Consider the following 21,473-nt stretch of genomic DNA (forward strand, 5'->3'; position numbering starts at 1 on the left):
TTCTTAAATTTTAACTACTTCTTATTAAATATCCCCATCAATCTTGTTTTCAACACAATTTTTCCTTTTATTTTTATTATTTATTTTCAAAGTTCCCAAATAAAATCCCATATTAACAACCATCGCATAAATAAAATACCTCGACTCCAGCGTCTTTATAATTCCAAATTTTTCAATGCTGTTCTCACCTTCTTCTAAATACATCAAAACTTTATACGGAAAAGCATAAATTATTGCTTGATAATCTTCTTTGTACCAGTTAAAGCCCATAAAAATAAATATTCCCATAATTATTAGACAGCCTGTTATTGTCAATATTCTTACAACTTCAATTTCTTCTTTATCAAAATATTTTTTTATAAAAAGTCCAAAAAATACATTGATAAGAAAAAATGGAACTAAAATTCTGTATTGACCAAAACTTCCCTCAATTCTCAAAATACTTTCTATTATTAAAAAAAAGATTGAAAAAATAATTGAAAGAATAGGAATTAAAAAATACATTACAATAAACCATAATATGATTTTTGAAATTTTAGATAAATAACTTCTAATCTTTATTTTACTTCTAAATATTCCTAAAATGAATAATCCGTTGAAAAAACATAATTTTATAACTCCAATAATATCTATTCTAAATAATAATATTACTGATAACATTATAAAAAATATTGGCAATTTCAAAATTTTATCATTTTCATATTCTTTACTTTTTCCTAATAAATAAAATATTAAACCAAAAAATACGCCTGCTACTACCGAAGATATTCCTTCAAAAACTATACGATATGGTAAATCAAAGCCGTAATCCCAATCATATTTTCCAACCCAAAAATAAAATGCAAAAAATAAAATTTGAAGAATTATAAACTTTGCTATTTTTATTTTCCTTAAAGTGTTTTTAGAAATCTCTTCCACTCCTTAACTCCTTCCTTCTTCAATATCATCGTCGAAAAATAAGGAACCTCCTCTACACTCTCAATATCCCAATAAACAACTTCATTATCTTTCCCGCAATCTGAAACAATTACAGCATTTTCTTTATTCCCAGTTTCAATTATCGCTTTTTTTATTTTCTCAAAATCTCGGCTAATTTTCATCAAAACTAAATTATCATTATTTTCAATTTCCTTGTAAATATCAGTTTTTCGATTAACAGACACTACTTTCAAATCTTCATCGCCAATCATCAAAGGCACATTCAGTCTAGCTGCAACACTGTTAAATGAAGTTATTCCCGCAATAGTTTCAACTTCCACATCATCTGAAATATGTTCCAATACATAAGTATAAGTGCTATAAGTCATTGGGTCACCTATTGTTAAAAACGCTACATTTTTACCTTTTTCCAATTCAGCACTTATTACATCCGCATTATTTTTACGAAAAACTTTTCTTGCTTCTACATCCCTTATCATCGGAAACTCCAAAAATAGCTGCTCTACTTCTGGTTTTATATGCTCTTTTACAATATTAAAAGCTGTACTTCCTTCTCCACTTTTTGCCTCAGGCAGTACTATCACATCTACTTCATGCAGTCTTTTTGCTGCTTTAACTGTTATATTTTCAGGATCTCCTACTCCTACTCCTATTCCGTAAAATTTTTTCATTATACATTCACTTCCCTTAACTCTATTATTTATCTCTCAAAATTATTTCTAGATTTTGTAAATTCATTTCTTCTTTTAAAGCAAATATAATTTTTATAATCTGCTCAGATGAAAAACTAGTTTCATAAAATACTGTTTCTCCTATATTTTTCATTTTACTTTTTATCATAGATTTATCCATAGATATATATGTTTTTTTAGCTCTAGGAAGTTTAAAATTATTTTGAGCTATTCTTAAAAACTTATCTTTCTCGTTATCATAAAGATTTTGATAAAATTCTACAAGTAGATTTGCATAAGTAAACTCATTAAGAGTTATCCTGCTATCAAAAATTTCTAAAGACATAGGTTCTAAATTTTTATAATCACGACTTTCCTCATAAAATTTCAATGTCGTTTCATCTTTTATGGTTTCTTGAATATCAATATTATCCGTACTCAAAAGGACATTTTTATCTAAAATTTCCTTTATAAGTTCCTCTTCTCTCTTTTTAATTTGTTTATATGTATTAATTTCCCTTTCATCTTCTTTGAAAGAGATATTATTTTGATAAAGTACTGCATTTGACTTATTATTATTTTCCTTTGCCCATATTAATCTTAAATTCCCTATCCGATTTAAATATTCTTTATAAAAATCATCCTTTAATAAAGATAACTCCTTTTTATTTTCATTAAAATCCTGAAATTTTTTAAAAATTACATTATCATTTTCAATATAATATGAAAAATTATCATTATCCTTTTTAGGATTTTGTGGTAAAATATGGTCTAACTGCAAACTTTCAATAGAATTTAAAAGCGTATAAAATTTATCATAGTCAATACCTTTTTCTCCATATGTTTCTAAATAAGCCAGTATAATTTTTATTACTTTTGGATATTTATGATAAGTTGCAGATGCTTTTATACTTTTGGATAAACTTTCATTATCTATTAGCTGTTTGTTGATTTCTCTATAAAAAATATTTTTTATTTCTATCTCTATATTTTTTTGAAAATCATCTTCATTTAGAAAATTATAAATTTTATTTTGAACATCAGCGAAAACTCCTATTGTTCTTTTACTTTCACGACTTCCTATACTTTGATAAGTGAGAATGAATTTGAATGCAACTTCAACAATATTAAAAAATTTCTCCTCTGATATTTTCTTTTCTTTATATAAAGTTAATAATTTAAAATATAATGCTTTTGTATGAGAATATTCCATTATTCTATTCATTTCATAAAAAACTAATATTTTTTTAGATATTTTCTCTAAAATTTCTCTAGAAAGTGTTTTATCATGCAAAATTCTATAGTAAATTGAATATTTATTCAATTCATCTATAAATTTCTTTATTGTTTTATCATTTTGAGTTGTTTTATAATAATTTTTAGCATCTTCTTCAATTATTTTTTTAAAATTTTCGAGTTTTATTTTATTTCTATAGTATGACATATTCGCGCGTACATACACAATTATATAATCCATTAAGTTATCTGAAGTTTCTATTATTAAATTACCCCATTTTTCTAAATATTCTTTGTAATCTTCTTCTTTTATATTCTGGAATATATAATTTTTAATTAGATCTACTTCTTCAAGTTTTTTACCTTTTGCATTTATAGATTCAAATATACTGAAAAGTTTCATTAAATTAACATTTACTTTAATAGCTATAAATCTTATATTAGTTTCAAAAAAATCAAAAAAATCAAGATATTTCTCTGAACTATCTTCTGAAAAATATTTTTCTTTAAAAAAGTTATCAATGAATACTATATTTTTTAAAAGATTTTTAGTTATCTCGTCAATTTCAAAGTTATTTTGCCTCTCTTCTATAAATTCCATAAGATCTTTTTTATCATATAGCTGATTAAATAGCTCATTTAATATTTTTTGTTCAACACTTCCTAATGTCAAAACTCTTTTTTCTTTATCCCTTTCTCTACTATCTTTCTTCCAAAAGAAATTTTCTATTTCTCTTATTTCGTCATCTTCTATTCCTTCCTGATAAAAATGATTTAATAAAACCATTAGTATAAGAGTAAAAGTTGTTATTCGTTGCTGTCCATCAACAATTTCATATTCAGTATATTTATTTTTAAAATTTTTCCCTACTCTGAGAAATAAAGTTCCCATAAATAAAATCAGCTCTTCATTTTGTAAATTATCTTTATTATCAAAAATTAAAAAGATATCATCTAATAATTTTCTTATTTCTTTTTCAGTCCAACTATAAGGTCTTTGATATACTGGAACACTATATTTAGCATTCTCAAATAAATTGACAAGATTAAAACTGTCTGGTTCTAAAAAATCATTCTTCATTTTCTTATTTCTCCTTTTATAATTTCAATATTTATTCTTTAGAAAATAATAACCACTCCAGAGCATTTATAACCTTTATTCCGTCATAGTCAGTATTCACCATTACATCATCTAAAGTTACAAGATACTTCGGATAGTTATCCTTAATATTTTTAAAGGCATCCAGTTCCCTTTTTAAAGTATTTTCATCTAAGACAGTCAAAGCAACCTGATAATACTCAATTTCATTTGAATTGACAATAACAAAATCAATTTCATTTTTATCAAACTGCCCAACATATACATTGCCTTTTCTTCTAATCAGTTCAAGATAAATTATATTTTCCAGTATATGCCCCATATCTATATTTCTGTTACCTAAAATCATCTGTCTAAGCCCTAAATCTGCAACATAATATTTTGATAATGTAGATAGAAATTCTTTCCCTTTTATATTATATCTGCTAACTTCATGTACAAGTAAACTGTCAGTAAGCCCTCTAATATATTTTTCAATGGTTTTTACATCTGTTTTTCTTTCCATTGAAGTTAAAGTATTCCCTATTTTTGAAAGCGAAGTCAAATTACCGATATTATCAAATATATACTTCACAACACTTTCAAGTCTCATTACATCTGAAATTTTCAATCTTGCAACTATATCTTTTAAAAGCACTGAGTTATATATTCCACTTAAATATTCATGTATATTTTTTAAATCACTGTCTAACTGTAAAGTATAAGGAAATGAACTGTTTACTATATATTCATTATAATATTGTATAAGTGTTTTTAACGTTTTATTTTCCTTTTGCTCCATTTTTTCATATTCTAATTTAGCCTGATAATACTCCTTAAATGATAAAGGCAACATTTTCAGTTCTATATAACGCCCACTTAAAAGGGTTGCCAGCTCGCTCGACATAAAATAGGCATTAGAGCCTGTTATATACAGGTCTGTATTTTCTTTTATAAAAAGGCTGTCTACAACTTTTTCAAATTTATCCACATGCTGAATTTCATCTAAAAATATGTAATTCCTTTTATCTTCAATTATTTTAGATTTTATATATTCGTAAAGTTTTTTGTAATTTGTAAGTTCTTCATAATCCATATCTTCAAAATTTATGGATATAATCTGATTTTTTGCAACTCCATTTTCAAGCAGAAAATCTTTATATATCTCAAAAAGAGTGGATTTTCCACATCTTCTTACACCAGACACAACCTTTATTATCTGTCTGTCTTTTGATTTTACTAAAATATCTAAATATTCTTTTCTATCTATTCTTATCATTTTAACACCTCATTTCCTTTTAAATTATATCCCTTTTTTATTCAAAAATCAAATTTTATGGAATGTAATCCTATTTTTCTATAAATTAATAGAATTTAAGGAATGTATTCCTTAAATTTTAGAATTTTTAATTTTTTAAGGAATGTAATCCTATAATTTAAAAATTATCAATGAGGTTTTACCAGCTTTTATTTCTTCATAAATTTAATTAAACTTGCATTTAGAATTTGATAAAACAAATATTCTGAAACAAGGGGTATTAACCCCTTGTGAAAATAAAAAACTTAGGCTGTCTAACAGATCTACTATACAAATAGTATTTTTTCCAAACATCATAGTATTGTCTGATTTTTTCAATCTGCTAACAACAACCGTAACAACTTCTATATCCTTAAAGCCCTTTTCTTTTAAAATTATCAAAAAAGTTCTTACTGCTTCCCAGCTCTTTTCTTTCAGCAGAAATAATAAGTGTTTCCACTTCCAGATCCCAACCGTTTCTTCGGCAATATTCTTCACATTTCTGTTTGGCTTTTTTTGCCAGAAGATCGTAAACTTCTGTTTTTTCAATGTATTTTGTAGCTTCTTCGGTTGTGTTGGAAGCCATTATCTTTTTTAGGTTTTCCATGTTTTCGCCTACAAGCAGCGCATTCGCTGTGAGAATTTCCATTTTTGCGTCAGAAACCCTGCTGTGTGTATGAAATATCCCTCCTGCAACTTTCACAAATTTTCCAAGTTCACCAATAAAGTAAATTTTTTTTGCCTCAAATTCACATGCCCTGTCAAACATATAGCCCACAAAGTTGCTTATTACAACCGATTGAGAAGTGTTATCCTCAAAGTTGTCAGTTAAATATTTTTTCCCCCTGTTTCCAAATAAAAAAATAGCTTCTCCATTTTCTGAATTTTCAAGAGCCATTTTTAACTCGATAGCAAGCGACGCTTTCCACGCTTCTTCCGACATTGGCTTTACTATCCCAGTCGTCCCAAGGATCGAGATTCCACCAATAATTCCAAGTTTTGCATTCAATGTCTTTTTAGCAGTTTCTTCACCTTTTGGAACAAATATTTCCACATCTGCCCCCATACCTTGCGGCAATACACTTTCCACAGCCTGTCTTATCATTTTTAAGGGTACCGGATTTATTGCGGAATTTCCAGGAGCGATAGGAAGCCCTTTTTTAGTAACTTTTCCAACTCCTATTCCGCCAAAGATATTTATTTTTGAGTCATTTCTCAAATTTACTTTTGAAAAAATTTCCAAACCGTGGGTAACATCAGGATCATCTCCACCGTCTTTTAAGACTGATGCCAAAGCGTAATTTTCTTTTATTTTTAATGAATCCACTTTTATTGTCAAGGGTTTTCCTGAGGGAAGTTCGATAGTTACTTCTGATATATCATTTCTTTCGTTATCTAGAAGATATATTAATGCGGCTTTTGTAGCTGCGGTTGCAGAACTTCCCGTTGTATAGCCATATCTTAGCTTCTTGCCATTAAAATATACATATTCTTCCATTTTCACTTCCCCTTTTTATTTTAAATTCTGTATTTAATATCTATCTCTTTCAAACATCTGATACAATATTCCGTGCAATACTGCCACAGCCACTGTGCTTCCGCCTTTTGTACCGTTAGTCCTTATAAACGGCACATCGTAACCTGAAAGTGCCGCCTTTGATTCAGGGCATCCTACAAAGCCTACTGGCACTCCTGCAATCAATTTAGGTTTTTCTGCTCCATCTTTATCTATCTCTTCAAGAAGTTTAAATAATGCTGTTGGAGCATTTCCAATCAAAAATATTTTTGTATCCTTATCTTTTACTGCTCTTTCAATTCCAACCATTGATCTTGTAATTCCTCTTTCCTTAGCTTCTTTTGCCACTTCCTCGTCATTTACAAGGCAGTATGCCGAACATCCAAATTTCGAAAGTCCCATTTTATTTAATCCAGTAACAATCATATTTGTATCGCAATATATCCTACACCCTGATTTTATCGCTTCCATAGCCGAATTTACAGCATCATTATGAAACTCTGTAATATCTGCATAACCAAAATCCCCAGTAGTATGCACAAGCCTTTTCACAATCGGTTTCTCATTTTCAGCAAAATGATCAACTTTGTTCCCCAACCCTTCCGTTATTATCTCAAAACTTCTAACTTCTATCCCTTTCGGATCTTTAATATATGACATAAATTCATTCTCCTTTTTTTGTATTTTTTATTTTTATTTAGGTGTATTTGATAATTTATTTTCACTTATTCAATTTAATGTTTGATGGTTTTTATTTAAACTTTGATAAAATAAATTATTGTTAATATATATTTTTTTCTTTTACTTCAATATTTTTTCTTTTTTTTAATGTAAAGGAAATCAGTCGCCATCCCCTTTACAATCCCGGCTCGTCTAAGCATTTTTTGAAAATAAAATCGAAACTCGCTACGTTAAACTTCGCTCAAACAGTCAATTTCATTTCCAAAAAATCACGACAATTTTATATTATTCCCTATTTAAAAAACGAAAAATTATATTTTAGTTTTAATAAACTGACGGAGCTTTTATTTGTTCAACTACGACTGTCTGACGACTGAAAGGAGGAGTTTCGGAGTTGGACAAATAAAAGTCGTAGTCTAGCCATAGGTGTAGAATTTGCGGCAATGAGCAATCCTGCAAAAAAAGAAAAAATATAATAAAAATAGTAAAAACTGTTATTAAACAAAATAATCCGAAATTAAACCCTATTAGACTAATTACTTTTACATAAAAAATATATGAAAATTACAAAAAAAGCATTTATTAATAAAAATTTTTTTCATAAAATTTTTAACTACAACTCTTCTATTAAATATTTAAAAAATTCTATATTTGAATAAAAAGAAATATGCGGATAACCTGCCAGCAGGCTCTTTTTCTTATATCCACAAACCCAATTTCTTCCATCGTTTTTTTCTATTTTGAAAAATTTTTCCTTTTCATTGTCTACAGAAATTTCTGAATAATGAAATTCGTGTCCTTTTGTACAAATCCCATTTTCAGTTTTTATATTTATGTATCCAAATCTTCCGATATTTAACCTGTTTTTCATGGAAATTTCCACATCTATAATTCCGCAGAAATTCCCGCTATTTCCATCTAGCAAGTTCAGCTTATTCGTCAAATAGATAAATCCACCACATTCTCCATAGATTTTTACTCCATTTTCATAAGCCTGCCTTATGCTTTTCTTCGTGGAAACATTTTCAGACAATTCTTTCCAGTAAAGTTCGGGATAGCCTCCGCCAAGATAGATCATATCCAGGTTTTCCGGTATTTTTTCATCTTTTATAGGACTGAATTCGACTATTTCCAAGCCTGAGAATTTCATAAGCGAAAGATTTGACTCATAGTAAAAGGAAAATGCCCTATCTTTGGCAATTCCCACACGTTTTCCTTTATACTTGCCCTTCAAGCCTTTTATTGGCTCAAAACAGTCCATATCTCCCTTAACTTGAAATTCTTCTGCTATTTCATAAATTCTTTCCAAATTTAAGCAATTTTGTGCAATTTTTTTAAACAGCTGTTTCTTTTCCTCAAGTTCTTTTGAACCTTTCAGTTCAAAAGCCTGTTTCAACCCCAAATGTCTGCTTTCCACCGATAATTTCTCATTTTTCGGCAAATATCCTACGCATTCTATCCCTGTAAATCTTTCTACCGCTTCCTTCAAGTTCAAGTATAGCTTTTCAGAAGAAACATTATTTAAAATAATACCCTTTATTTTAACATTTTTGTCAAACAATTTGAAACCCAGAACTTCGGCAGCTATACTTGTGGAGATTCCTTTTGCGTTAACTACGAGAATTACTGGAATATCAAGTATTCTTGATACATGAGCTGTACTAAAATTATCCTTTTCATGCCCAATTCCATCATAAAGCCCCATAACTCCCTCGACTATAGCGATATTACTGCCTTTTGCTCCTGTTTCAAATATATGCCTTAATGTGTTTTCGTCAAACATAAATGCATCCAGATTATAAGACTTGTTTCCTGTGAAAAGTTCATGATAGCCAGGATCAATGTAGTCAGGACCTACCTTAAAAGGTGCCACGTTTTCAAAAGCCGACATTAATATGCTGCTTACTGTAGTTTTCCCACTACCACTCATTGCTCCTGATATAAGTATTTTTTTCATAACAAGTTTTTTTCCTCCAAAAATTTATAGTAATCATTTTCATCAAGATTTTTATACTTGAGATAGCTTTTTATTTTCAGTACATTTGGAATATTCAAATTTAATTTCTTCAAAAATTCAAAATCCTCAAAAACCTCGTCCCTGCTCCCTTGCCGTACAATTCTCCCTTTTTCAAGCACATAGATATAATCAGCAAATTCATAGGCAAAATCAGTATCATGCGTTGATACTACCATCGTTTTCCCCGCTTTGGAAAAGTTATCCAAAATTTCTGACACTCTTTTTGTATTTCTAGAATCAAGCCACGCAGTTGGTTCATCCAGAATGAGCAGTTCTGGCTCCATTGCTGTAATTGCAGCTATTGAGACCCTTTTTTTCTGTCCATAGCTCAGATGATGACAAGGTCTATCTTTTAAATCTGTTATATTGATTTCTTCCATTGCCCTGTTTACATTTTCTTCCACTTTTTCACTGGAATAGCCAAGATTTTCAGGCCCATAGGCTACTTCCTGAAACACTAAAGGAGCAAAAATTTGTATTTCGGGATCTTGAAAAATTATCCCAACTTTTCTTCTCAGATCTTCCAAATCCTTTTTTTTATGTTTTATTTTTTCCCCTTCAAAATAGATACTGCCCTTTTGCGCCTGCAAAAGTCCGTTCATTATTAAAAATAAAGTTGATTTTCCTGAGCCATTTTCCCCAAGAAATAATGTTTTTCTACCTTTTTCAATATTCAAAGTTATATCTTTCAGAGCCTCTGTTTCTTTATCATACGAAAAGGTTATATTTTCAAGTCTAAGCATTGTATTTTACCACCAGATATAAGTTTATTGCAAATATTATTATTACAAAAATTATTTCAAACCCAATTTTTTTATATTTTCTATGAGAAAAGATAAACTCTTTTCCCATCCGTGATTCCACAGCCTTTATAGAATTCAGATTATAGTAGTATGTTTTTTTTAATATGGCGACTACCAGCATCGGAAATGACTTCATCCCATTTTTAAAGCTGCTGTATCCCAGCCTTACTTCCTGTGCATTCTGCAACTTTTCTTTATTATCAAATAATAAAAATATATATCTGTAAATTAACAGAAACATTTCCCTAAATATTTTAGGAAATTTCATTTTTTCAAATATATAATCCAGATCTATAACAGGCGTTGAGCAGATAAGGAAATAAATTACTGTTATCGAAGAAAATGAACGAAGTAAGAATGTCCATATATCCGCCTTTATAAGTAGCAGCGAAATTACAGTCGTTAAAATAAATAAAGCCGGAATAAAGTTCAGCTTTAACAAGTCACCTATTTTCACTTTTACGACAAATAAAAGAAGTAAATTAAACAGTATAAAATTAAAAACAAATACTATTTTACTTCCAGTATAAAGTAAAAATATTAATGTCGTCATTGACAATATAAACTTTACTCCGGGATTTATATTTTTTATGGGATTTGTATAAGATATTTTATCTATCAGCATTTTTTCTTTCACCTTTGAAATAGCCTAATACATATCCTACAATTCCTGCACCTAATGCTGCCTGTAATGCAAACAGCAGACTTTCAGTTTCATCTCCTGGTAATTCTATTAAATTTTTAGCCCATGGCTCATAATCAGGTTTTATAGTTTTTATTACTTCTTCTCCCTTGTCATCAGAACCGCCAAATTCAGATTTTACGAGAAATAAAGGAATGACACCTATTAAAATTATTGCAATTATTAAAATAATATTCTTTTTAAATACACTTTTGTTCTTATTTTCCGACATTATGCTTCCACCCCTTTTACATTGTATTTTTCAAGTATATTCATCACTACATTTGTAAGCAGCCCTTCAATGATAGCAAGAGGAATCTGAGTTACTGCAAACACCGCTCCAAATTTGATAAATGAAGCCAACATTCCACCTTGAGGTGATGGGTATGCAAGTGCAAGCTGTAAAGATGTAACCACATATGTAGCAAGATCTCCTATTGCTGCAGCCAAAAATATTGCAACTGCCCTATTCTTCTTAGCAAGGCTCTTATAAATCAAATACGAAACAATTGGCCCTGCTATCGCCATCGAAACAGTATTTGCTCCAAGAGTTGTAAATCCTCCGTGAGCAAGCAATCCTGCTTGAAATATTAATACGATCGTTCCAAGAATGGAAGTTACAAAAGGTCCGTATAATATAGCCGAAAGCCCTACTCCTGTTGGATGTGATGAACTTCCTGTAACTGACGGAATTTTCAGTGCAGATAACACAAATATAAATGCTCCTGCTAATGCAAGTGTCATCTTATCCTGCACGCTTCCTTTAGAAACAGTCTGAAGTTTCTTTATCCCTATAATCCAGAACGGAATACAAACCACAAACCATACTATAACCCAGTTTAAAGGTAAAAAACCTTCCATAATGTGCATTGAATAACCATTTACGCCTATTAACAGCATACTGATTAAAACTAAAAACAATAATGTTCTCTTTTTCATTTTCTCTCCTTCTCCAAATTTAATTTAACCTTCGGCAAGTTCCAAAAAAAAAAATCAGCCAAAGCTGAATCCAATACACGTCAAAACTTCCATAATAATCACTATACCATCACTGTATAATATTATTTTATGGAACAAATCACCGTTGATTTATTTTTATTGATGTATATCAAATCTTCCCTTCCCAGAAAATTTTATATAAAAATTATTAGGCAAGTCTCCTGACTAACTTCATCCTACTCGTACCCTTCCCAAAATATCCAGAATATTTCAGTGGTATCGTGTACTTTCATCAGTTTCACAGTAGTGGGGGCTGTATCGGATTCTAACCGATTTCCTTATTAAGTTTGGTAAAACACCTATAATTTCTCTGTTATTAGTATACTCTGTTTTTTATGTTTGTCAACCCTGAAAAAATATATTTTTTTCAAATTTAAATAATTTATTAATATGATATTGGAATATACCAAAATATTGTTGACAAATATTGTAAAATAATTTATAATAAGTGTACGTATAATAATAAGGAGGAAATACAATGGAATTTAGTTTTAGTTTAAAAATCAAAGCAAAAAAAGAAGATGCGTGGGAATACTATGCAAATATTGAAAAATGGTATGACTGGGAAAAAGACTTAAAAAATATCACATTAAAGGGGGAATTTAAGACAGGTTCATATGGAACTATGGAACTTGAAGGAATGCCCCCTATGGAATATAAACTTACTCTCGTAAAACCTTTTGAAGAATTTTGGGATAAAACAGAAACTTCATTTGGAGATATTCTTTTTGGTCATCAAATAATTGATAACAATGATGGAAGCATAAATATAAAACATACTGTAATTTTAGACAGTGAAGATGAACAGCATTTAGAATTTTTAAGTCAAGTTTTTTCAGATGTCCCTCAATCTATATTTATTCTAAAAAATCACTTGGAAAGATAAGGTGACTGGTACTTGTTTACATCAAAATATAAAGATAATTCAGAAAAATCAACAGGATTGTTATTTATGAGGGTATACAATAAATGGCATTCTATGATAAAAAAAGAGCTAAAGAAAATGAACTTAACACACCCTCAATTTGTTATTTTAGCTTCCCTTGCTTATTTATCACAAGACAGCGACGAAGTCACGCAAGTTATGATTTCAAAACTCTCAGGAATAGATGTTATGACAGTATCTCAAATATTAAGTTTATTGGAAAAACATGATTTTGTAAAAAGAAAAGAACATTCAAGAGATACAAGGGCAAAAGCTGTTATTTTGAACAAAAAAGGAGAAGAAATATTACAAAAAGCCGTTCCATTAATTGAACAAATTGATGAAATTTTTTTCAAAAAGTTAGATACCGATGAAGAACAATTTAAACATTTTCTTGTTAGACTAAATGAAGAATAAGAAGTATTATTTATAATTAATGAATATATCAAAATTATCATTTTTATTATTATATTTAAAATTCAAAAAATAAAGCAGTAATCTATCCAATGGACTATTTACATCAAATGTTGTAGTCCTTCTTTTTTTTGTTCAAAAACTAAAATCAGAAAACAGAGCACAAAGAGCATCTTCAAAGAAAAGATTGAAAGCATACTTTTATTTTTTCTTATAATGAGAACCACATTGTAAAAACCAGATTTCGCCGTTTTCTATTTTATAAACAATTCTATTTCCTTCATTAATTCTCCTGCTCCAGTAGCCAGACAGTTCATGTTTCAATCCTTCAGGTTTTCCAATACCAGTATATCCGTTTCTATCAATATCTTTTATAAGTTCCAATATTTTTTTGAAAACTTTCTTATCATTTTTCTGCCAGAAAAGAAAATCTTCCCATGCTTCATCAGACCATCTTTTTACCATTACAGCACCTCATGAATTGTTCCACCAGTTTTTTCAATTTGTTCCTTTGCTTTTAAAAGTCTTGCAATATTTTCTTCACTGTAGAAATAATCATCTTTTTCTGACAAGTCAATTTCCAGTTTTCTCTCTCTAACCAATTTTTTGGCTGCCATTGTAAAAAAAACAGGCAATGTTATTCCCAATTCTTCACAGACATTTTCCAAATCAAATTTTAAGTTATCGTCTAATTTAAATGCATAAGTTGTTTTACTCATTTTTATTACTCCTAATATATAAATATATAACTATTATAACATAAAAATTATAATAAGCAAAACTTTTGTTACATAAGTAATAAAAAAGAGCAGTATTTTCTCGCTCTTCAAAATTTTCATTTTCATAAAAAATTACTTAACCTCCACCATCTATCCTCGCACAGGAAATATCGCACTCAACAACGACTTCGTATATGGATGTTTCGCTTTTTCAGAAATTTGTCCTCCATCTACCATTTCTACAATTTCTCCGTGATACATTACAGCAATTTCATGTGCAAAAGATTCTATTAACGCTATGTCATGGCATATAAAAATCATTGTTATGTTTTTTTCTTTTTGTAGCTTTACAAGAAGTTCCACTATGTTTTTTTGAATAGAAACATCAAGTGCGGAAGTTGCCTCATCGCATATAAGTATCTCAGGCTCAAGCGAAATTGCTCTTGCGATTCCAAGCCTTTGTCTTTGTCCTCCGCTCATATTTTGTGGATATTTTGTTACAAATTCTTTGGGTAAATCAACCATTTTTAGAAGCTCTATCGCTTTTTGCTTTCTTTCTGATTTTTTTAATCTTCCGTAGTTCATCAGAGGCTCTGTCAAGATTTGCATAACGTTCATTTTGGGATTGAAGGCTGTCCATGGATCTTGAAAGACTATCTGAATATTTTGTCTATTTTCCCATATTTCTTTTTTTGTAAACTTGCTTATATCCCTTCCGTGATACAAAATTTCTCCAGAAGTTGGTTTTTCCAAGTCCATAAGCATATTTACAAGTGTTGTTTTCCCAGAGCCTGATTCTCCTACTATTCCCAAAGTTTTACCTTTTCGGATTTTCAAATTTATATTGTTACAAGCTATAACTTTTTTATTATTTGATTTTTCATAAATTTTTGTAAGATTTTTTGTTTCGAGAATTATATCGTTAATATTAGACAAGTCGCTCACCTCCAATTTCAGGCACAGCTGCTAAAAGTTTTTTCGTGTACTCACTTTTTGGATTGTTTATAATTGCATTTTTATCGCCTGCATCGACTATTTTTCCATTTTGCATAACAATTATTTTATCAGAAATATATGCGGCAACTCCTAAATTATGAGTTACCATTATGATAGAAGTGTCAAACGCTTTTCTTAATTCCATTATTTCCTTCACTATCTGAGCCTGTGTTATCACATCCAATGCACTCGTTGGCTCATCTGCCAGAATAATTTTTGGATGAAAAGTAAGTGCCATTGCTATTCCTACACGCTGTTTCATTCCACCTGATAGCTGGTGCGGATAGCTTTTCATAATGATTTCAGGATCTGGCAAGTTTACTTTAGAAAACATATCTTTTGCTTTTTCTTCAGCTTCTTTTGTTGACATTTTAGAATGTGTCTGAATGTATTCAACAAACTGTTTTCCTATTTTTCTTATTGGATTAAGAGTTCCTCCTGAATCCTGTGAAATCATAGTTATTTCAGTTCCTCTTAGTTCCCTCCATTGACTAAGGGTATTTTTAAGCATTGATTTACCGTTATAAGCTATATCGCCTGAAATTATTTTCCCAGTATTTGGTAAAAGTCCTAAAATAGAAGAAAGAACGGTAGATTTTCCACTACCGCTTTCCCCTACAATTGCTATTATTTCACCTTTTTTCAATGAAAGAGAAAAATCTTCAACCACTGGAGGCTTTTCTCCATACTGGATTGTCAAATCTTTTATCTCCAACATAAATTCTCCTTAATTAACTTTTGCAACATCTTTTGTTATCCAGTAATAATCCATTGGATACATTTTAAGTCCTGTTATCGATTTATTGCTGTAAAGGAATGTTGTTTCGTATCCAAAGAACAATGTAGCTGCATCATTCATTATTAATTGTTGTATTTTTACTATTATATCTTTTCTCTTGGCCTTGTCAAATTCTTTTGATAATTCTTTTAACAGTTTATCGACTTCTGGATTTGCATATCCTGTCTGATTTGTTTTTACTTTACTATCCCAGTTTTCTGTCAAATATTTTTCAGGATCTCCTGTATTTGCGGCAAGTATATTCCAAATCATCAAATCAAAGTTGGAATCATCTCTCATAGTTAAAAGAGTTTCATAACTTACAGGTTTTAATGTTACTTTTATTCCAATTTCCTTCATATCAGCCTGAAATGCCTGAGCATAAATTCCCAATTCTTCTCTACTTGTATAAATTACAAAGTTCAAGTCAAGTTTTGAACCATCAGGACGTTCCAGATATCCATCTCCATCTGTATCTTTATATCCAGCATCTGCCAATATTTTTTTAGCACTTTCTGGATTATACGCATTTTCATCCTTTAATTCATTAAATCCGTAGTCCAATGTTGGAGGAACTGGTGCTTTTCCAGGAGTTGCTCCACCTTGTAACAAGTTTTGTGTATAGTTTTGTCTATTTGAACCTCTTATTATTGCTTCTCTTAACGCTTTGTCCTTCAATCCCTTAGTCTGGTTCATAAAGGCATAAGTTGATCTTAGCGATTTTAATTCATTTATTACAATATTTTTATCCCCTTCAAAATCAGCTTTGTTAGTAACTTTCAAGTTGTATGCTACATCAATTTCTCCAGATTTTAGTGCCAATGCTCTCGTATTCTGATCATTTATGTCTTTAAATGTTACTTTTGCCAATTTTGCTTTTCCATTCCAATATTTTTCATTTCTTACAACTACTGTCTGTTCACCAGATTTAAATTCCTGTACTACAAACGGCCCTGTTCCTATTGGCCCTTTTTGAGCAAATTCGTCTGTATTAACAGATGTATCTACAACAAGAAATAACGGATCTGCTAATGTTTGAGGCAATATTGCCACAGGTTCCTTTGTTTTTATTTTCAAAGTTTGTCCATTGGCTTCTATTGCGGTATATTTAAAATATGTTTCAGCTCTTTTATTTTTTTCAAAAACTCTTTCAATTGATTTTTTTACTGCTTCTGCTGTCAATGGATGTCCATTTGAGAAAGTTACACCATCTCTTATTTTAAAAGTCCATTCCAACTTATCATCACTTAATTTCCAGCTTTCAGCAAGCAATGGCTGTAAATCCCCTTTTTCATCAAATTTTGTCAAATTTTCTCCTACACCATAACGAGTTATAACCCATCCAAAATACTGATCTGTTGGTTCAAGCGTATCCGCAAACGTAGTAACTCCTACTACCAATTCATCTGGATTACCTTTACTTTTTGCACTTTTCCCTCCACACGCTACTAACAACGTGAATAAAGCTAAAATTAAAACTAAAAATTTACTTTTACGATTTTTTAACATTTGTCTTCTCCTTATATATTTTTTTATTTTTATAAACTACTCACTTTTTATATCGACTAAATCCCTTACCGAATCCCCTAGCATATTAAATATGGTTACAACTATCACTATTGCCAGCCCTGGGTATAACATCATCCACGGTGCACTGCTAAGAGTTGTTCTCCCTTCATTAAGCATTGCTCCCCATTCGGGTGTCGGTGGCTGTGCTCCAAACCCTAAGAACGAAAGTGCCGCTATTTCCAGCATTAATGTTCCTATATCTGAAACTGCCGTTACTATCATTGTTGTAATCATGTTTGGAATTATATATTTGAATATTACTGAATAATCTTTGCTTCCCGTTAATTTTGCAGCTTTTACATAAAGCTCCTGCTTTATTTTAAGAACCATGCTCCTTGCAAGCCTTGCATATTTTGTCCACGTAACTGCCGCTATTGCGATAACTGAATTTTTGACACTTGGGTTCAGAAGCCCCGCTATTGCTATAGCAAGAATTAATCCCGGAAATGCAATCATCATATCTCCAAACCTCATTATCACAGTGTCTACTATTCCACCAAAATATCCTGCTATTACTCCAAGTACAGTTCCTACTAAAAAAACTATAAAAATTAATGCCAAAGTCATAAATATTGAATATCTTGAGCCATATATAATTCTAGAAAATAAATCTCTTCCAAGATGATCTGTTCCAAAGATATACTGCCTTGATGGCCGTCGCAAACTTGGAGCTATCATCTTAAAAGGGTTCTTGGGTACTATGACAGGGGCAAAAATCGCTATCAGAACTACTATAATCGCCAATGTCAAAAACACTGCCAGCTGAATATTTTTTCTTTTCAATCTCAATTTTTCCAAAATCAGTCAACCTCCCCAACTCTCGCATCAAGATATTTATATGAAATATCCACTGCTATATTTATTATCAGGTACAAGAATGCGATTATCAGGACATAAGCCTGTATTAATGGATAATCTTGAGCCGCTATCGCTTTTACAGCCATTCTTCCCATCCCTGGCCAGTTATAAACAAATTCCACAATTGCCGTTCCTCCCAGAAGGCTTCCGAGAGAAATTCCTAAAAGTGTTATTATTGGCAGCATTGCATTAGGCAGTACATGTTTCCACAAAATATCCCGTTCCTTTATCCCTCTCATTCTTGCTCCCGTTACATAGCTTTTTCCCAGCTCTTCCAGAAATACGTGCCTTATTTGCCGTATATACTTGACAGACATTGCTATTGCCAATGTGAAAGCAGGCAAAATTATGGATCTAAAATCGGCTTGCCCTCCTGAAACAGACACAAGTCCAAGCTGTACTCCAAAAATACTTAAAAATATCAGCCCTAGCCAGAAACTTGGTATGGACATTCCCATAAAAGTTATCATTCTTATTAAATAGTCCTGCCATTTATTTTCTTTCACTGCTGCCAATATTCCAACTGGTATAGAAATGATACACATTAAAAACAGTGATAAAAAAGATAAATAAAATGTAGGTATAAATGCCTGTCCTATCTTCTGAATCACTGGTATCCTCAATGAATATGATTTTCCAAAATTACCTTGCAGAACTCCAAAGAGCCATTTCCAATATTGAATATAAAATGGCTTGTCTATACCAAGCTCGGCTCGTGTATGGGCTAAAAGTTCGGGCGTTGGAATAAGTCCACATTCTGTCAGCATAACTTGTGCAGGATCTCCCGGTGCTATATAAATCAGGCAGAAAGTTAAAAAACTTACTCCAAAAAGTACAATCAGTATCTGTATAGCATATTTTATTATTTTTTTGTTTTGTGCCATCACTCCAAAATAGTGATATTTATCACTTTCCTCCTTTACAAAATTCATATTTTGTATATTAAAACAGATGAACAGTATCTATGTAAGTTTCCCGCAGTTTTTATATATTAAATTTTTCCCTTCCCCAAAAACATAACTTCTTCCAGTTTATCCATAAACATATCATGTATAAACTCATATTCTCCCATTCCCTTTAATACAGGAGTTACTTCATATCCTTCCTTTTGAAGAATTGTTTTCCACGAATCATCCTCATCAGAAGCCATGTCATTTTTAGCGTGATCTCCAGCCACTATCATAAATGGCTTTAACAATATTTTCTTAAATCCTCTTCCCTTCAATTTTTCAATAACATCCCCAATGGTTACTTTTCCTTCAACTGTCGCTACAAAAATATTATCTCTTCCAGCTTTCAGATATTCCTCCTGAAGCCTTTGATACGTACTGTCCGCCGCACTTTCGGAACCGTGTCCCATAAACACGATGGCATCATTTCCATCAAGGTTGTTAAACTCTTCATTATTCACAACTCTTTTATAATCCTCATCTGTTGCAAGCAGAGGTTTTGTTATTTTTCCATATTTACCATTAAGTTTTGAATACTCAATTCCATCCAGAATATGCAATGACATTGTTACAATCTCATCATAACCTTTATTTTTCAAAGCCTCCAGTCCTTCATTCTGATCAAATATGTGGATTCCTTCTTTTTTTGCAACTATTTGTCTTATAATTCCCGATGTATAGGCTCTTTCTACTCTTTCACTTCCATATTTGGATTTTACCTTATTTTCAATCGAATCAAGGCATTTTTCCCTCGTATCTGTGTGCGATGTACCAAAACTAGTCACTAAAACTGCCTTTTCCATAAACATTTCCTTTCGTTTTAAATTTATAGAAATATTTTACCTTCTATTTTCTGCTCCATCTAAGAATTTGAACTTTTTTCCTCCTTTCAAAAATTATAAAAAACATACTCACAAATTAATTTCAACTCTCAAACAATTTAAACCTCATCAAACTAAAATAAATTGATAACCAATACTATTATAGTAAAACTATTTTTAAGTTTGGTAATCAAACTATTTTTTTCCCATACCTACATTATAATAATTATTTGTTTTTTTTGCAACTATTTTTTTAAATTATTTTAACACTTTTTCATTTAGCTATAAAAATATCATTTCTTTAATTTCCCTTTATTTATTGATAATTCTCCATTTTGTCTTTGATTTTTATATTTTTTTAGTAAATTTATAATTAATAATTTTAATTGTTTTTTTCAATAACAATTATAATTCACCGCCTTGTAAATAATTTAAGAAAGAAGTATAATGTAAATATTATTGCATTTTTTGGTTTGAAGGGAGAAAAATGGAGAAAAGATATGTGATTTTCTTGAATGGGGAATATAAATATTCGCAGGAATTTATGGATAAGTTAGTTTCAGAATATGCAGTTTGCTTTTGTGCAGATGGCGGAGCAAATTTTGCTTTTAAATACGGGAAAATGCCAGAAGTTATTATTGGGGATCTGGATTCGATTGAGAAAAAAGTTTTGGAATATTATAAAAGTAAGAATATTTTGATAAAAAAATTCCCAAAAGACAAGGATTTTACAGATTTTGAATTGATTTTGAAAGAAATTAATAAAATTTCGGAAAATAAGAATTTTGTTGAGAAAATATTTGTTGTTGGTGGACTTGGCAAACGAATTGACATGACTTTGAGCAACCTATTCATAATGGAAAAATATAAAAATCTGGTTTTTTTGCAGGAAAATGAAGAAATTTTTTATGCAGAAAAATCTTTTATCCTAAAAAATAAAAAGGAATATGAATTTTCAATCATTCCAATTAGTGAAAAAGTTGAAAAATTAACATTAAAAGGCTTTAAATTTGAAACGGATAAAATTGAGGTAAAAAGGGAAAGTTCTAGGCTTGTGAGCAATGTTATTGTTGAAAATGAGGCTAGCGTGGAATTTGAAAATGGGAAACTGATAATTATTTTGAAAAAAAATAATAAAAATCTTTTATACTAACACCCTCATTTAAAAAATAGTAATAAAATTTTATAATAATTAGTTTGATAGCCTTATTAAAAAAATCAAATTTAATTTTTAAGTATCCATCTTAAAGGTTTTTGTAATTTTATTTATAAATATTATAATTAATAAATGCTTTTTCTTATTTCATTTATATGTTTTTTTACGTAAGGGCATCAGACGCCATGCCCTTACAACCCCGCTTTACGCAAAACTTTCTTATAAAGAAAAAATAAAACTCGCTTTGTAAAACTACTCTCACTTTCGCAAACAAGAGTTATTTTAACATAAATAAGTTCTATCATTATAAAAATTATGGCGAAAGAAATACATTCGTATTTAGTTATTTTTCCTTTAACGAAATTTTG

Annotated in this window: 23 protein-coding genes and 1 riboswitch; of the genes, 3 read left to right on the plus strand and 20 right to left on the minus strand. The window is 30.2% G+C overall.

All coding sequences use genetic code 11. The features are described 5' to 3' along the window. Window positions 1-24 precede the first annotated feature (24 nt). The 12 genes from K324_RS0100930 to K324_RS0100985 form a co-directional block, all read right to left on the minus strand. On the minus strand, window positions 25-918 hold the full coding sequence (locus K324_RS0100930) for a hypothetical protein (RefSeq protein WP_026747481.1): 894 nt from the start codon (window positions 916-918) through the stop codon (window positions 25-27). Continuing rightward, window positions 891-1,610 (minus strand): precorrin-2 C(20)-methyltransferase, encoded by a 720-nt coding sequence (gene cobI, locus K324_RS0100935; RefSeq protein ID WP_026747482.1) that lies wholly within the window; start codon window positions 1,608-1,610, stop codon window positions 891-893. The genes K324_RS0100930 and cobI overlap by 28 nt, the downstream gene beginning before the upstream one ends. A gap of 25 nt (window positions 1,611-1,635) precedes the next feature. Continuing rightward, a complete protein-coding gene (locus K324_RS0100940) occupies window positions 1,636-3,927 on the minus strand; it encodes a DUF262 domain-containing protein (RefSeq protein ID WP_026747483.1) in 2,292 nt (763 codons plus the stop codon). 31 nt (window positions 3,928-3,958) lie between these two features. Beyond that, window positions 3,959-5,203, minus strand: a complete 1,245-nt coding sequence (locus tag K324_RS0100945; protein WP_026747484.1) for an ATP-binding protein — start codon at window positions 5,201-5,203, stop codon at window positions 3,959-3,961. A 204-nt stretch (window positions 5,204-5,407) separates the two neighbouring features. After that, window positions 5,408-5,623, minus strand: coding sequence for a hypothetical protein (locus K324_RS15650; RefSeq protein WP_026747485.1), 216 nt, complete (start codon window positions 5,621-5,623; stop codon window positions 5,408-5,410). Continuing rightward, window positions 5,595-6,719, minus strand: a complete 1,125-nt coding sequence (cbiD, locus tag K324_RS0100955) for a cobalt-precorrin-5B (C(1))-methyltransferase CbiD (RefSeq protein WP_026747486.1) — start codon at window positions 6,717-6,719, stop codon at window positions 5,595-5,597. The genes K324_RS15650 and cbiD overlap by 29 nt, the downstream gene beginning before the upstream one ends. 33 nt (window positions 6,720-6,752) lie before the next feature. Then, window positions 6,753-7,397: a precorrin-8X methylmutase gene (locus K324_RS0100960; RefSeq protein ID WP_026747487.1), complete on the minus strand. Its 645-nt coding sequence runs from the start codon at window positions 7,395-7,397 to the stop codon at window positions 6,753-6,755. A 634-nt stretch (window positions 7,398-8,031) separates the two neighbouring features. Then, window positions 8,032-9,375, minus strand: coding sequence for a cobyrinic acid a,c-diamide synthase CobB (locus K324_RS0100965; RefSeq protein WP_026747488.1), 1,344 nt, complete (start codon window positions 9,373-9,375; stop codon window positions 8,032-8,034). Beyond that, window positions 9,372-10,178 (minus strand): energy-coupling factor ABC transporter ATP-binding protein, encoded by an 807-nt coding sequence (locus K324_RS0100970; protein WP_026747489.1) that lies wholly within the window; start codon window positions 10,176-10,178, stop codon window positions 9,372-9,374. Before K324_RS0100970 ends, K324_RS0100965 begins: the two co-directional genes overlap by 4 nt. Further along, complete coding sequence (locus K324_RS0100975) at window positions 10,171-10,863, minus strand: CbiQ family ECF transporter T component (RefSeq protein WP_026747490.1); 693 nt, start codon at window positions 10,861-10,863, stop codon at window positions 10,171-10,173. The genes K324_RS0100970 and K324_RS0100975 overlap by 8 nt, the downstream gene beginning before the upstream one ends. Beyond that, the gene (locus K324_RS0100980) at window positions 10,850-11,152 is read right to left on the minus strand and encodes an energy-coupling factor ABC transporter substrate-binding protein (RefSeq protein ID WP_026747491.1); all 303 of its coding nucleotides are present in this window, start codon (window positions 11,150-11,152) and stop codon (window positions 10,850-10,852) included. Before K324_RS0100980 ends, K324_RS0100975 begins: the two co-directional genes overlap by 14 nt. Continuing rightward, window positions 11,152-11,859, minus strand: a complete 708-nt coding sequence (locus K324_RS0100985; RefSeq protein WP_026747492.1) for an energy-coupling factor ABC transporter permease — start codon at window positions 11,857-11,859, stop codon at window positions 11,152-11,154. The genes K324_RS0100980 and K324_RS0100985 overlap by 1 nt, the downstream gene beginning before the upstream one ends. A 194-nt stretch (window positions 11,860-12,053) precedes the next feature. After that, a riboswitch (cobalamin riboswitch) is annotated at window positions 12,054-12,237 on the minus strand. Between the two features lie 160 nt (window positions 12,238-12,397). On the opposite strand from K324_RS0100985, the gene K324_RS0100990 reads away from it, so the two are divergent. Next, window positions 12,398-12,805, plus strand: coding sequence for an SRPBCC family protein (locus tag K324_RS0100990; RefSeq protein WP_026747493.1), 408 nt, complete (start codon window positions 12,398-12,400; stop codon window positions 12,803-12,805). A 12-nt stretch (window positions 12,806-12,817) separates the two neighbouring features. Then, window positions 12,818-13,261, plus strand: a complete 444-nt coding sequence (locus tag K324_RS0100995) for a MarR family winged helix-turn-helix transcriptional regulator (protein ID WP_026747494.1) — start codon at window positions 12,818-12,820, stop codon at window positions 13,259-13,261. Window positions 13,262-13,459: 198 nt separating this feature from the next. Here K324_RS0100995 and K324_RS0101000 read toward each other — a convergent pair whose 3' ends face one another. From K324_RS0101000 to K324_RS0101035, 8 genes are all read right to left on the minus strand, one after another. After that, window positions 13,460-13,723, minus strand: coding sequence for a Txe/YoeB family addiction module toxin (locus K324_RS0101000; RefSeq protein ID WP_012806210.1), 264 nt, complete (start codon window positions 13,721-13,723; stop codon window positions 13,460-13,462). After that, window positions 13,723-13,977, minus strand: coding sequence for a type II toxin-antitoxin system RelB/DinJ family antitoxin (locus K324_RS0101005; protein ID WP_026747495.1), 255 nt, complete (start codon window positions 13,975-13,977; stop codon window positions 13,723-13,725). The genes K324_RS0101000 and K324_RS0101005 overlap by 1 nt, the downstream gene beginning before the upstream one ends. 150 nt (window positions 13,978-14,127) lie before the next feature. After that, on the minus strand, window positions 14,128-14,940 hold the full coding sequence (locus tag K324_RS0101010; protein WP_408610834.1) for an ABC transporter ATP-binding protein: 813 nt from the start codon (window positions 14,938-14,940) through the stop codon (window positions 14,128-14,130). Next, a complete protein-coding gene (locus K324_RS0101015) occupies window positions 14,906-15,691 on the minus strand; it encodes an ABC transporter ATP-binding protein (protein WP_026747497.1) in 786 nt (261 codons plus the stop codon). Before K324_RS0101015 ends, K324_RS0101010 begins: the two co-directional genes overlap by 35 nt. A gap of 9 nt (window positions 15,692-15,700) precedes the next feature. Beyond that, the gene (locus tag K324_RS0101020) at window positions 15,701-17,260 is read right to left on the minus strand and encodes an ABC transporter substrate-binding protein (RefSeq protein WP_026747498.1); all 1,560 of its coding nucleotides are present in this window, start codon (window positions 17,258-17,260) and stop codon (window positions 15,701-15,703) included. Window positions 17,261-17,296: 36 nt separating this feature from the next. Then, on the minus strand, window positions 17,297-18,118 hold the full coding sequence (gene nikC, locus K324_RS0101025; RefSeq protein ID WP_026747499.1) for a nickel transporter permease: 822 nt from the start codon (window positions 18,116-18,118) through the stop codon (window positions 17,297-17,299). Window positions 18,119-18,120: 2 nt separating this feature from the next. Beyond that, window positions 18,121-19,062 carry a nickel ABC transporter permease gene (gene nikB / locus K324_RS0101030; protein ID WP_026747500.1) on the minus strand — a complete coding sequence of 314 codons (942 nt, stop codon included), beginning with the start codon at window positions 19,060-19,062 and terminating at the stop codon, window positions 18,121-18,123. 107 nt (window positions 19,063-19,169) lie between these two features. Beyond that, the gene (locus K324_RS0101035; protein ID WP_026747501.1) at window positions 19,170-19,931 is read right to left on the minus strand and encodes a sirohydrochlorin cobaltochelatase; all 762 of its coding nucleotides are present in this window, start codon (window positions 19,929-19,931) and stop codon (window positions 19,170-19,172) included. Between the two features lie 505 nt (window positions 19,932-20,436). On the opposite strand from K324_RS0101035, the gene K324_RS0101040 reads away from it, so the two are divergent. Further along, complete coding sequence (locus tag K324_RS0101040) at window positions 20,437-21,102, plus strand: thiamine diphosphokinase (RefSeq protein WP_026747502.1); 666 nt, start codon at window positions 20,437-20,439, stop codon at window positions 21,100-21,102. Window positions 21,103-21,473: the final 371 nt, after the last annotated feature.

It is taken from the genome of Leptotrichia trevisanii DSM 22070, assembly GCF_000482505.1.
In the GTDB taxonomy this organism is placed as follows: Bacteria; Fusobacteriota; Fusobacteriia; order Fusobacteriales; family Leptotrichiaceae; genus Leptotrichia; species Leptotrichia trevisanii.